The sequence below is a fragment of the Pseudomonas sp. GW821-FHT07F05 genome (genome assembly GCF_059418765.1).
Genome location: NZ_JBWKQL010000004.1, coordinates 19339 through 31409, shown reverse-complemented (window position 1 = coordinate 31409; position 12071 = coordinate 19339). Strand labels below are relative to the sequence as shown.

12 protein-coding genes are annotated in these 12071 nt (G+C 61.9%); all 12 read right to left on the bottom strand.

Features of this window, described 5'->3' with window-relative positions; genetic code table 11:
- Positions 1 to 541 precede the first annotated feature (541 nt).
- The gene (locus tag AC07RO_RS11405) at positions 542 to 940 is read right to left on the bottom strand and encodes a DUF2802 domain-containing protein (protein WP_192174163.1); all 399 of its coding nucleotides are present in this window, start codon (positions 938 to 940) and stop codon (positions 542 to 544) included.
- On the bottom strand, positions 941 to 1420 hold the full coding sequence (locus AC07RO_RS11400) for a chemotaxis protein CheW (RefSeq protein WP_065987319.1): 480 nt from the start codon (positions 1418 to 1420) through the stop codon (positions 941 to 943). It lies immediately after the preceding gene.
- A gap of 73 nt (positions 1421 to 1493) precedes the next feature.
- Entirely contained in the window at positions 1494 to 2450 is a 957-nt protein-coding gene (locus AC07RO_RS11395; RefSeq protein WP_495086048.1) for a CheW domain-containing protein, read from the bottom strand.
- Between the two features lie 112 nt (positions 2451 to 2562).
- A complete protein-coding gene (locus AC07RO_RS11390; protein WP_192174161.1) occupies positions 2563 to 3351 on the bottom strand; it encodes a ParA family protein in 789 nt (262 codons plus the stop codon).
- Positions 3352 to 3388: 37 nt separating this feature from the next.
- Positions 3389 to 4270, bottom strand: coding sequence for a flagellar motor protein MotD (motD, locus tag AC07RO_RS11385; RefSeq protein ID WP_346626664.1), 882 nt, complete (start codon positions 4268 to 4270; stop codon positions 3389 to 3391).
- Positions 4271 to 4277: 7 nt separating this feature from the next.
- The gene (locus tag AC07RO_RS11380) at positions 4278 to 5018 is read right to left on the bottom strand and encodes a flagellar motor protein (protein WP_133775877.1); all 741 of its coding nucleotides are present in this window, start codon (positions 5016 to 5018) and stop codon (positions 4278 to 4280) included.
- Positions 5018 to 6190 (bottom strand): protein-glutamate methylesterase/protein-glutamine glutaminase, encoded by a 1173-nt coding sequence (locus tag AC07RO_RS11375; protein ID WP_423574632.1) that lies wholly within the window; start codon positions 6188 to 6190, stop codon positions 5018 to 5020. The genes AC07RO_RS11380 and AC07RO_RS11375 overlap by 1 nt, the downstream gene beginning before the upstream one ends.
- Positions 6191 to 6578: 388 nt before the next feature.
- Positions 6579 to 8918: a chemotaxis protein CheA gene (locus AC07RO_RS11370; RefSeq protein WP_495086047.1), complete on the bottom strand. Its 2340-nt coding sequence runs from the start codon at positions 8916 to 8918 to the stop codon at positions 6579 to 6581.
- 144 nt (positions 8919 to 9062) lie between these two features.
- On the bottom strand, positions 9063 to 9851 hold the full coding sequence (locus AC07RO_RS11365) for a protein phosphatase CheZ (protein WP_192174157.1): 789 nt from the start codon (positions 9849 to 9851) through the stop codon (positions 9063 to 9065).
- 19 nt (positions 9852 to 9870) lie between these two features.
- Complete coding sequence (locus AC07RO_RS11360; RefSeq protein WP_172612850.1) at positions 9871 to 10245, bottom strand: chemotaxis response regulator CheY; 375 nt, start codon at positions 10243 to 10245, stop codon at positions 9871 to 9873.
- 241 nt (positions 10246 to 10486) lie between these two features.
- Positions 10487 to 11230: an RNA polymerase sigma factor FliA gene (gene fliA / locus AC07RO_RS11355; RefSeq protein WP_074892894.1), complete on the bottom strand. Its 744-nt coding sequence runs from the start codon at positions 11228 to 11230 to the stop codon at positions 10487 to 10489.
- Positions 11227 to 12060 (bottom strand): flagellar synthesis regulator FleN, encoded by an 834-nt coding sequence (fleN, locus tag AC07RO_RS11350; protein ID WP_062385964.1) that lies wholly within the window; start codon positions 12058 to 12060, stop codon positions 11227 to 11229. Before fleN ends, fliA begins: the two co-directional genes overlap by 4 nt.
- Positions 12061 to 12071 lie beyond the last annotated feature (11 nt).

Here is a 12071-nt window from a genome sequence, read left to right as displayed (position 1 = left end):
ACGGGAGGGTGATTCGGCTCGGGATTTCCGGTTGTTGCAGGACCTGTGGGAGTGACCGGGGTGGCGCTCCACCTTGCTCACGAAGAGGCCGGGACATTCAGCCACTTTCTCTGGTGCTGAAAGTAAGTCTTCGCGCGCAAGCTCGGCTCCCACGGGAGGGTGATTCAGCTCGGGATTTCCGGTTGTTGCAGGGCCTGTGGGAGTGACCGGGGTGGCGCTCCACCTTGCTCACGAAGAGGCCGGTACATTCAGCCACTTTCTCGGGGGCTGAAAGTAAGCCTTCGCGAGCAAGCTCGACTCCCACGGGAGGGTGATTCGGCTCGGGATTTCCGGTTGTTGCAGGACCTGTGGGAGTGACCGGGGTGGCGCTCCACCTTGCTCTCGAAGAAGCCGGTACATCCGCTGAACATCCAGCGGTTGAAAGACTCTGTTCGCGAGCAAGCTCACTCCTACCGTTCATTTATCGGCAGATAATTCCGCGGTGTCGTCATGGTGGGTGGGACTGAGCGTGCACGCGAAGCAGCGACTACAGCCCCCTCACCTACCGATTATGACCATGCACCTTGGTCATCAACTGCGCTTCAGCCTGGGTCAGGCCGCAGGACTGGGTGAGTTCGTCGATGCTGGCGCCCATGCCGACCAGGCGGGCGGCCTGGGCGAAGGACAGGGTCGAGGGATCGCGCTGCTCAAGGGCAGTGATCTTGTCCGGCAACAGCGCGATGATGGAACGCAACTCGTGCAGTTCCTCGCCCATTCTCACCGTTCCGCTCTGGTAATTTTCCAGGCGCCGGGCCAGCTCGCGGATGCGCTGGTCACGCAGCGAATCCGCCTCCAGCTGCTGCGTGGCCAGGGTGCGCAGGCGCTTGGTATGGGCCATGAACATCACGACGCTCACGACCCACAACACCGCCAGAAAAATAACCGCCACATCGAGAATCAATCAGATGTTCTCCAGCTCGGACCACTCTTCCTCGGACATCATTTTGTCCAGTTCCACAAGGATCAGCAGTTCGCCGTTCTTGTTGCAGACGCCCTGGATGAACTTGGCGGATTCGTCGTTGCCCACGTTCGGCGCGGTTTCGACTTCCGACTGACGCAGGTAAACCACTTCAGCCACGCTATCGACCAGGATCCCGACCACTTGCTTGTCGGCCTCGATGATCACGATACGCGTGTTGTCGCTGACTTCAACCGGCGGCAGACCAAAGCGCTGACGGGTGTCGATGACAGTGACGACGTTACCGCGCAGGTTGATGATCCCCAGCACGTAGCTTGGCGCGCCCGGGACCGGAGCGATCTCGGTGTAGCGCAGCACTTCCTGAACCTGCATCACGTTGATGCCATACGACTCGTTGTCCAGGCGGAAGGTGACCCATTGCAGAATCGGATCTTCGGAACCCTGTGCTGACGACTTCTTCATACCCCTAACCCCTTGCGTGTTGTGCCGTGCGGTCGACGTTTCGTACGCCGGCCTGTGTTGATCTGATGATGTTTTATTGATGCGTCTTCATCTGCTTGACCGCGCCACTGGCAATCAGCTCGGCCAGCTCGGAAACGTCCAGCAGCGCACACATGTGCTCGATCACCGTCCCGGCAAGCCAGGGTCGCTGACCACGATGGGTGCGCCATTTGATTTCATTGGGGTCCAGGCGCAACGAGCGGCTGACCTGATGCACCGCCAGCCCCCATTCATAGCCCTGAACCGAAATAACGTATTGCAGGCCCTGACGGAAATCGTCGCGGTACCGGTCCGGCATGATCCAGCGCGCCGTGTCGAGCACCTTCAGGTTGCCGGCCTGGCTCGGCAGGATCCCGAGGAACCAGTCCGGCTGACCGAACAGCGGCGTCAAGTCATGGCCGGCCAACGGGTAAATCGAACCCAGGCACACCAGTGGCACCGCGAGGGTCAGACCGGCGACGTCGAACAAGAGGCATTCGAACGGCTCGGCCGCCCAGGCCGGGCGTTCATCGCCAGTGGGCGGCGGCGTCGGTGTGCGCTGGGCAGACAGATGCACGTCAACCACCGGCTCGACCAGCGCCGTTGGCGGTTCTTCCACCACCAGAGCCTCAACCACAGGCGCTTCAACGACCGGCTCGATCACCGGCACGATGGCGGGCGGCAGAATAACCGGTGGCATAACAACCGGACGTTCCATCACCCGCGCGGCGGCCGGTTCAGGCTGAGCCGTATAGGCGAGCGAGACCGGCGCAGGCCGGCTCACGGGAGCAAGCTGCGACGCCGGCAACGCAGGGGGCAGCGCAGCAGCCACCGCTGCCGCAACGGCAGAACGCATGCGTGCGTCGTGGGCCTGCTCTTCGAGCACGGCCGCTTGAAATTCATCGACGGACTCGACGACCTCCAGCTCCTCGGTCGCGTCATGCAGCAACGCGTCCAGGTAGTTCTGCAGCGCCAGTTGTGGTCGTGAAGCGATGTCCAGGGGGCGGTTCATACGGGAGCCCGAAAAGTAGTGATGCGATTGCCGCCTGATACAGCTATCGGCTGCATAGCCGATGGACTTGAGCGTGCAGGCGCGCCGCTCGGCAAATAATGATCAGCGGACACTAGGCGACCTGCCCGACAAGCTGTTCGGTGAGCATGTGCTTGAGCAACGCGCGGTAAGCCAGCACGCCACGGCTCTTGTTGTCGAACTGCGAGGGGGTCACACCGGCGCGGCTGGCGTCCCGCAACCGGGTGTCCACCGGAATGAACGCATTCCAGACGTGCTCCGGGTAACTGTCGCGCAGCAGCTTGAGGGTGCTCATCGACGCCTGGGTGCGACGGTCGAACAGCGTCGGCACGATGGTGTACGGCAGCGGCACCTTGCGCGAGCGGTTGATCATCGCCAGCGTGTTGACCATGCGCTCCAGGCCCTTCACCGCGAGGAATTCGGTCTGCACCGGGATCGCCAGTTGCTGGCTGGCCGCCAGCGCGTTGACCATCAAGACGCCGAGCAACGGCGGGCTGTCGATGATCGCGTAATCAAAGTCCTGCCACAGCTGCGCCAGACTCCTGGCAATCACCAGCCCCAGCCCGCTCTGCCCCGGCGACTGGCGCTCAAGGGTGGCCAGCGCGGTGCTCGACGGCAGCAGGGAAATGCGTTTGTCACTGGTGGGCAGCAGCAGTTGGCCAGGCAAACCGTCCGGCACGACGCCCTTGTTGAGGAACAGGTCGAAGCTACTGTGTTCCAGCGTATCGGGATCTTGCCCGAAATAGCTGGTCATCGAGCCATGGGGATCGAGGTCCACAACGACCACGCGCTTGCCCGCCTCTGCCAGCAAGCCGGCTAAAGCGATGGAGGTGGTGGTCTTGCCGACCCCGCCTTTCTGATTGGCTACTGCCCAGACTCTCATGTACTCGTTTTCCCCCCGACCAAAGCGACGACCGGGTTTAAGGGGCAGATGACGAAGATTTGACGCCTTGCGGCGGCTTGGCCGGGACCGGTGCAGTTTGTGTGCCAGCACGACGCAGCGCCGCATCGGGTTTTGCGTTGGCCGTGGTGCCCGAGCCCGTGAGGCTGCGGCGCACGTCCAGGTTGCGCGAGATCACCAGCACCACGCGGCGGTTGCGCGCGCGGCCATCGGCGGTGGCATTCGAGGTCAGCGGCTGGAACTCGCCGTAGCCGACCGAGGCCAGCCGCGCCGGGTTGATCCCGTCCATGGCCAGCATGCGCACGATGCTCGACGAGCGCGCCGACGACAGCTCCCAGTTGGTCGGGAACTGCCCGGTGTTGATCGGCTGGTTATCGGTGAAGCCTTCGACGTGCACCGGGTTATCGAACGGCTTGATGATCTTCGCGACTTTGTCGATCAGGTCGAACGCCTGATTGCTCGGCATCGCGTCGCCGCTGCCGAACAGCAGGCTGGAATTGAGTTCGATCTCGATCCACAGCTCGTTGCCGCGCACGGTCATCTGCTTGGAAGCGATCAGGTCGCCGAACGCCGCGTTGACGTCATCGGCAATGGATTTGAGCGGGTCGTCTGCAGCCTGGCCCAGCGCGGCGTCGGTCTGCTCGCTGTCCTGAACCAGCGGATCGGCGGGTCTCACGGTCTGCGGCTTCTGCTCGCCGATGGGGATCGGTTTGACGCTGCGCTCGGGCTCGTTGAACACCCCGACCAGCGCCTCGGACAGCACTTTGTATTTGCCTTCGTTCAGCGACGAGATGGAATACATGACCACGAAGAAAGCGAACAGCAAGGTGATGAAGTCCGCGTAGGACACCAGCCAGCGTTCGTGGTTTTCGTGCTCTTCCTGGTGACGTCGGCGGGCCATCAGTCCATCACTCCATGAAGCCTTGCAGCTTCAGTTCGATCGAGCGCGGGTTCTCGCCTTCGGCAATCGACAGCAGGCCTTCGAGGAGCATCTCCCGGTAGCGCGACTGGCGGATCGCCACGGCCTTGAGCTTGTTGGCCACCGGCAGAAGAATCAGGTTGGCAGAGGCAACGCCATAAATGGTCGCGACGAACGCCACGGCAATGCCGCTGCCCAGTTGGTTGGGATCGGCCAGGTTGCCCATCACGTGGATCAGGCCCATGACGGCACCGATGATGCCGACCGTTGGCGCGTAACCGCCCATGCTTTCGTAGACCTTCGCGGCCTGAATGTCGCGGCTTTCCTGGGTGATGAAATCCACTTCCAGAATGCCGCGAATGGCCGCCGGTTCAGCGCCGTCGACCAGCAGCTGCAGGCCTTTGCGCGAATAGGCATCGGGCTCCGAATCCGCCACGGCTTCGAGGCCGAGCAAGCCCTCTTTGCGCGCGGTGAGGCTCCAGGACACGACGCGATCAATGCCGCCGGCCAGATCAATGCGTGGTGGAAACAGAATCCAGATGAAGATCTGCATCGCCCGCTTGAACGCGCTCATGGGCGTCTGCAGCAGGCAGGCCGCCAGCGTACCGCCGAGCACGATCAGCGCGGCCGGACCGTTGAGCAAGGCGCCCAGGTGCCCGCCTTCGAGGAAGTTGCCGCCAATGATCGCAACGAACGCCAGAATGATCCCTATGAGCGTCAAGACATCCATCAGCTGCAGGCCTCCACCAGGTGGCGCCCGATGTCGTCGAGGCTGTAAATGGCGTCGGCCAGTTCGGCTTTGACGATCGCCATGGGCATGCCGTAGATCACGCAGCTGGCTTCGTCCTGGGCCCAGATCTGGCTGCCGCTCTGCTTGAGCAGACGCGCGCCTTCACGGCCGTCGGCGCCCATCCCGGTGAGGACGACCGCGAGGACTTTGTCGCTGTAGGATTTTGCCGCCGAGCCAAAGGTGATGTCGACGCAGGGCTTGTAGTTCAGGCGTTCATCGCCCGGCAGGATTTTCACCGCGCCGCGACCATCGACCATCATCTGTTTGCCGCCAGGGGCCAGCAGTGCAAGACCGGGGCGCAGGATGTCACCGTCCTCGGCTTCCTTGACGCTGATGCGGCACAGCTTGTCGAGGCGCTCGGCGAAGGCTTTGGTGAAGGCGGCCGGCATGTGCTGGATCAGCACGATGGGCGCCGGAAAGTTGGCTGGCAGTTGGGTCAGTACGCGCTGCAAGGCCACCGGACCGCCGGTAGACGTGCCGATCGCCACCAGTTTGTAGGCTTTGCGCTTGGGCGCAGCCGACGTCGGCGCGTGGTGATGGGACGCCGCTGCAGGCTGCTGCGACGCCGGCGCGGCTGAACGCGCAGGCGCAGGGGCTGGCGCCGGACGCGATGGTCGCGCTTCGGCAGCCGTGCTGCGCGGTGCAGCGGGCGCAGCAGACGGCGCGGGCGCCGAGGTGGCAGAAGGCGTGCTGCCGTAACCGCTGAAACGACGATTGCTGCGCGAGATGCTGTGCACTTTCTCGCATAACATCTGTTTGACCTTCTCGGGGTTGCGCGAGATGTCTTCGAAATTCTTGGGCAGGAAATCCACCGCCCCGGCGTCCAGCGCATCGAGAGTGACTCGGGCGCCTTCGTGGGTCAGGGAGGAGAACATCAACACCGGGGTCGGGCAACGCTGCATGATGTGACGGACCGCGGTAATGCCATCCATCATCGGCATTTCGTAGTCCATGGTGATCACGTCGGGCTTGAGGGCCAGGGCTTGGTCAATGGCTTCCTTGCCATTGGTGGCGGTACCGACCACCTGGATCGTGGGATCCGAAGAGAGAATTTCCGAGACACGACGTCGGAAAAAACCCGAATCGTCCACGACGAGAACCTTGACTGCCATAAACACTCCAAAGAGCGCGCGCCACCCTGAGGGGCCGCACGCCCTGAATCACGTAGCTTGGGTCACATTGGCGAAACGAGACAGGCCAGTGGGACCGTTTTTCGCGCTTAAAACGAGACCGGGTCTATTTGTAGGGCCGGCGTTAGCCGGGAAGGCGTCGGGTGTCACACCGAAAAATCAAGGGTGTTCACCCTGCCCTCTTCCCGGCTGAAGCCGGTCCCACTGAAAAACCTCGCAAGGCGCCCTCCGCATGCCGTTAGTGGGACCGGCTTTAGCCGGGAAGGCGTCGAGTGTCACACCGAAAATCCACAGTGTTTTCGCCGCCCTATTCCCGGCTGAAGCCGGTCCCACCAAAAATCGAAAGCCGCCCTACCGAAGCCGATCCTGCTTAACCAATCCGTCGGGCCGCATAGCGCTTGAGCATGCTCGGGACATCGAGAATCAGTGCGATACGGCCGTCACCGGTGATGGTCGCGCCCGACATGCCTGGCGTGCCTTGCAGCATTTTGCCCAGCGGCTTGATCACCACTTCTTCCTGGCCGACCAACTGATCCACCACGAATCCGATGCGTTGCGTGCCCACCGACAGAATCACCACGTGGCCTTCGCGCTGCTCCTCGTGAGCCGCCGAGCTGATCAACCAGCGCTTGAGGTAGAACAACGGCAGCGCCTTGTCGCGCACGATCACCACTTCCTGACCGTCGACGACGTTGGTGGTCGACAGGTCCAGGTGGAAGATCTCGTTGACGTTGACCAGCGGGAACGCGAAGGCCTGGTTGCCCAGCATGACCATCAGCGTCGGCATGATCGCCAGGGTCAGCGGCACCTTGATGATGATCTTCGAACCCAGGCCTTTGGTGGAATTGATGCTGATCGAGCCGTTGAGCTGAGCGATCTTGGTCTTCACCACGTCCATGCCCACGCCACGCCCGGACACATCGGAAATCTCGGTCTTGGTCGAGAAGCCCGGCGCGAAGATCAGGTTGTAGCAGTCGGTGTCGCTGAGGCGATCCGCTGCATCCTTGTCCATCACGCCACGCTTGACCGCGATGGCACGCAGGACCGCAGGGTCCATGCCTTTGCCGTCATCGGAAATCGACAGCAGGATGTGATCGCCTTCCTGTTCGGCGGCCAGAATTACACGACCGTTCCGGGACTTGCCCGACGCCTCGCGCTCTTCCGGCGACTCGATACCGTGGTCGACCGCGTTGCGCACCAAGTGGACCAGCGGGTCGGCCAGAGCCTCGACGAGGTTCTTGTCCAGGTCGGTTTCTTCACCCACCAGTTCAAGGCTGATTTCTTTCTTCAACTGACGCGCCAGATCGCGAACCAGTCGCGGGAAGCGACCGAACACTTTCTTGATCGGCTGCATGCGGGTCTTCATGACCGCGGTCTGCAGGTCAGCGGTGACCACGTCCAGGTTGGACACGGCCTTGGACATGGCTTCATCGGCGCTGTTGGCGCCCAGGCGGACCAGGCGGTTACGCACCAGCACCAGTTCGCCGACCATGTTCATGATTTCATCCAGCCGCGCGGTATCGACGCGCACGGTGGTTTCCGCTTCAGACGGCGGTTTTTCGCTGGGCGCCGGCGCCGCAGCGCGAGCCGGTGCTGGAGCAGCAGCGGGTGCAGCTTTGGCCGGCGCTGCAGCAGCAGGCGTCGCTTTGGCCGGTTCGGCTTTGGCGGGCTCGGGCTTCTTGGTCGGTGCCGCTGCGGCCGGCGCTGCAGGTGCGCCGGCAGCCACGGCAGGTTCGAACTTGCCTTTGCCGTGCAACTGATCCAGCAGGTCTTCGAATTCGTTGTCGGTGATCTCGTCCGACGCAGCGGCTTTCGACGCAGCGGCGGGCGCAACCGGCGCGGCAGGTGCAGCGGCAGCAGGTGCCGCAGCGCCAGGAGCCGCAGCGCCGACGGCGTCCGGCGAGAACGAGCCTTTGCCGTGCAACTGATCCAGCAGCGACTCGAATTCGTCGTCAGTGATTTCGTCACTGGCCGGTGCGGCAGACGGCGTCACAGCCGCCGGCGGTTGCACCGCATCAACGGCGAACTGGCCTTTGCCATGCAACTGATCGAGGAGTGATTCGAATTCGGCGTCAGTGATTTCATCGCTGGCCGCCGTGCCAGCCGGTGCAGCGGAAGCCGCTGCTGCCGGCGCTGCTGCAACGGGTGCCGCGGCAACAGGCGCAGACGGAGCCGGTGCAGGAGCACCTGCCGCTTGCGCCTTGACGGCGTTGAGCGAATCCAGCAGCTGTTCGAATTCCAGATCGGTGATGTCTTCGGACGGCGCTTCAGCGACCGGCTCTTCAACCACCACCGGTGCCGCAGCGATTTCTTCTGCCGAGGCTGGCTCGGCCAGGCGAGCCAGCGCGGCCAGCAATTCAGGCGTGGCCGGGGTGACGGCAGAACGCTCGCGCACCTGACCGAACATGCTGTTTACGGTGTCGAGTGCTTCGAGCACCACGTCCATGAGCTCCGAGTCGACGCGACGCTCACCCTTGCGCAGGATGTCGAACACGTTCTCGGCGATGTGACAGCATTCAACCAGCTCGTTGAGCTGGAGGAAGCCGGCGCCCCCTTTTACAGTGTGAAAACCGCGAAAAATTGCATTGAGCAGGTCCGCATCGTCAGGCCGGCTTTCCAGCTCGACCAACTGCTCTGACAACAGCTCGAGAATCTCGCCGGCCTCTACCAGAAAATCCTGAAGGATTTCTTCATCGGCGCCGAAGCTCATTGGGGGGTGCTCCTAAAATTAACCGTCAAACCGATCCGGAGGCTGCACTGACGGCCTGCGCGCATTGCTTTCGTCGAAGCATTGGCGCGCGGGTCCAGCAGCCACTTTCACAGAAAACCTGAAGTCCGAGACAGAATGACCGAATCAGAATCCGAGGCTGGATAGCAGATCGTCAACATCATCCTGTCCGGATACAACGTCTTCACGTTTATCGGCATGAATCTGCGGACCTTCACCCTTGGAGTGAAGTTTTTCTTGTTCTTTTTGCTGACGGAACATTTCCTGGTCGTGCTCGATGCCCGCGAAGCGGTCCACCTGGCTCGCCATGAGCACCAGCTTGAGCAGATTGCGCTCGACTTCCGTGACCAGCGTGGTCACGCGCTTGATCACCTGACCGGTGAGGTCCTGGTAATCCTGGGCCAGCAGAATGTCGTTCAGGTGCGCAGAGACCTCGGTGGTCTCCTTCTCGCTGCGGGTCAGGAACACATCGACGCGGCGGGCCAGATCACGAAACTCTTCGGCGCTGATCTCGCGGCGCATGAAGCGTCCCCAATCGGCGCTCAACGACTTGGCGTCTTCAGTGAGCCCGTGCATCAACGGCGTGCTCAGTTCTACCAGATCCATGGTCCGGTTCGCCGCGTTTTCAGTCAGCCTGACGACGTACGACAGCCGCTCGGTGGCGTCGGTGATCTGGGAGACCTCCTCGGCCTGCGGCATGTTCGGGTCGATCTGGAAGTTGACGATCGCGCTGTGCAGCTCGCGCGTCAGTTTGCCGACTTCCTGATACAGGCCGCGGTCGCGGGTCTGGTTAAGCTCATGGATCAGTTGCACGGCATCGCCGAACTTGCCTTTTTCAAGGCTCGCGACCAGCTCTTGTGCGTGTTTCTTCAGGGTTGACTCAAAGTCACCCATTGTCGAATCTTTGGAATCCATAGCGCCCTCGCAGCGGACATCAGCTATTGACGCGCTCGAATATCTTTTCGATTTTTTCTTTGAGCACTTGCGCGGTGAACGGCTTCACCACGTAGCCGTTCACACCGGCCTGAGCGGCTTCGATGATCTGCTCGCGCTTGGCTTCGGCAGTGACCATCAGCACCGGCAGGCTGCGCAGACGCTCGTCGGCACGCACCTGACGCAACAGGTCGATGCCGGACATGCCCGGCATGTTCCAGTCAGTGACGAGGAAGTCAAAAGCGCCGCTTTGCAGCATCGGCAATGCGGTGAGTCCGTCATCTGCTTCGGCCGTGTTGGTGAACCCAAGGTCACGCAACAGGTTTTTTATGATCCGCCGCATCGTTGAGAAGTCATCAACGATGAGGATTTTCATGTTCTTGTCCAATTCGACCTCCAAGCAGTCTTTAACGCGTTCAGCACCTGAACGCGCGTTCAATCAATACCGGCTGTGCCGAACATCAAGAGGGGGTGGAATCGACCGGAACAAGCGCAGCGAAACCGGATCATCTACGACCCGGTTCGACCGACTCCTGCCGTGTCTCATTTGCTTCCCGCTCACGTCTTGCACAGCCGGTCTTACACGCAACACGCAGGCCTCGCGGCCTGCGCCTGATTCACGAACGTGCGCGCCACTCGCCAAGACGACCGCGCAACCGCGCCGCGCATTGACTGTGCAGCTGGCTGACCCGCGACTCGCTGACCCCCAGGACCTCACCGATTTCCTTGAGGTTCAGCTCTTCGTCGTAGTACAGCGACAACACCAGGCGTTCACGTTCGGGCAAGTTGGCAATGGCCTCGGCCAGCGCAGCCTGGAAGCGCTCGTCTTCCAGATCCCGCGACGGTTCGAGGGACTGGCTCGCGCCGTCCTCGTGCAGCCCTTCGTGTTCGCCGTCCTGCAACAGGTCGTCGAAACTGAACAGGCGGCTGCCCAGGGTATCGTTCAAAATCCCGTAGTAATCGTCGAGACTCATTTCAAGTTCGGCAGCAACCTCGTGATCTTTAGCGTCACGGCCGGTTTTTGCTTCGATTGCACGAATCGCGTCACTGACCATGCGCGTGTTGCGGTGGACCGAGCGCGGCGCCCAGTCCCCCTTGCGCACTTCGTCGAGCATCGCACCACGGATACGAATACCCGCGTACGTCTCGAAGCTGGCCCCTTTGGTGGAGTCGTATTTGGTCGAGACTTCGAGCAAGCCAATCATGCCCGCCTGGATCAAATCCTCGACCTGCACGCTGGCCGGCAGACGCGCCAGCAAGTGGTAGGCGATTCGTTTGACCAGCGGGGCATAACGCTCGATCAGCTCATACTGGGAGTCTTTGGACGATTTGCTGTACATGCGATAGCCACTTGCTGTCATGAGACGGGCCCTGCGCTGGTTTGATGCACGAGGCGTTCTACGAAAAATTCCAGGTGGCCGCGCGGGTTCGCCGGGAGCGGCCAGGTGTCGACTTTCTGCGCGATGGCCTTGAACGCCAGGGCACATTTGGAACGCGGAAACGCTTCGTACACGGCGCGCTGTTTCTGCACGGCCTTGCGTACGCATTCGTCGTACGGCACGGCGCCCACATACTGCAGGGCCACGTCGAGAAAACGGTCGGTGACTTTGGTCAGCTTGGCGAAGAGGTTGCGTCCTTCCTGCGGGCTCTGGGCCATGTTGGCCAGGACGCGGAAGCGGTTCATGCCGTAATCGCGGTTGAGCAGTTTGATCAGGGCATAGGCGTCGGTGATCGATGTGGGCTCGTCGCACACCACCAGCAGCACTTCCTGGGCCGCGCGGACGAAGCTCACCACCGACTCGCCGATGCCGGCGGCGGTATCGATGACCAGCACATCGAGATTGTCGCCAATGTCACTGAACGCCTGAATCAGCCCGGCATGCTGCGCCGGGGTCAGGTGGACCATGCTCTGGGTGCCCGATGCCGCCGGCACGATGCGTACACCGCCCGGGCCTTGCAGCAAGACATCGCGCAGCTCGCACCGCCCTTCGATGACATCAGCGAGGGTGCGTTTGGGGGTCAGACCCAACAATACGTCGACGTTGGCCAGACCCAGATCGGCGTCCAGCAGCATGACGCGACGTCCCAGCTCGGCCAGTGCCAGTGAAAGATTCACTGAAACGTTGGTCTTGCCTACGCCACCTTTGCCACCGGTCACCGCGATAACCTGTACGGGATGCATGCTGCCCATGTTAATTGTTT

Coding starts and splice junctions, on each gene's coding strand:
- AC07RO_RS11365 (WP_192174157.1), bottom strand. CDS start 9,851: ATGGATTCCAAAGATTCGACAATGGGTGACTTTGAGTCAACCCTGAAG.
- AC07RO_RS11360 (WP_172612850.1), bottom strand. CDS start 10,245: ATGAAAATCCTCATCGTTGATGACTTCTCAACGATGCGGCGGATCATA.
- AC07RO_RS11375 (WP_423574632.1), bottom strand. CDS start 6,190: ATGGCAGTCAAGGTTCTCGTCGTGGACGATTCGGGTTTTTTCCGACGT.
- AC07RO_RS11370 (WP_495086047.1), bottom strand. CDS start 8,918: ATGAGCTTCGGCGCCGATGAAGAAATCCTTCAGGATTTTCTGGTAGAG.
- AC07RO_RS11390 (WP_192174161.1), bottom strand. CDS start 3,351: ATGAGAGTCTGGGCAGTAGCCAATCAGAAAGGCGGGGTCGGCAAGACC.
- AC07RO_RS11380 (WP_133775877.1), bottom strand. CDS start 5,018: ATGGATGTCTTGACGCTCATAGGGATCATTCTGGCGTTCGTTGCGATC.
- fleN (WP_062385964.1), bottom strand. CDS start 12,060: ATGGGCAGCATGCATCCCGTACAGGTTATCGCGGTGACCGGTGGCAAA.
- AC07RO_RS11400 (WP_065987319.1), bottom strand. CDS start 1,420: ATGAAGAAGTCGTCAGCACAGGGTTCCGAAGATCCGATTCTGCAATGG.
- AC07RO_RS11395 (WP_495086048.1), bottom strand. CDS start 2,450: ATGAACCGCCCCCTGGACATCGCTTCACGACCACAACTGGCGCTGCAG.
- fliA (WP_074892894.1), bottom strand. CDS start 11,230: ATGACAGCAAGTGGCTATCGCATGTACAGCAAATCGTCCAAAGACTCC.
- motD (WP_346626664.1), bottom strand. CDS start 4,270: ATGGCCCGCCGACGTCACCAGGAAGAGCACGAAAACCACGAACGCTGG.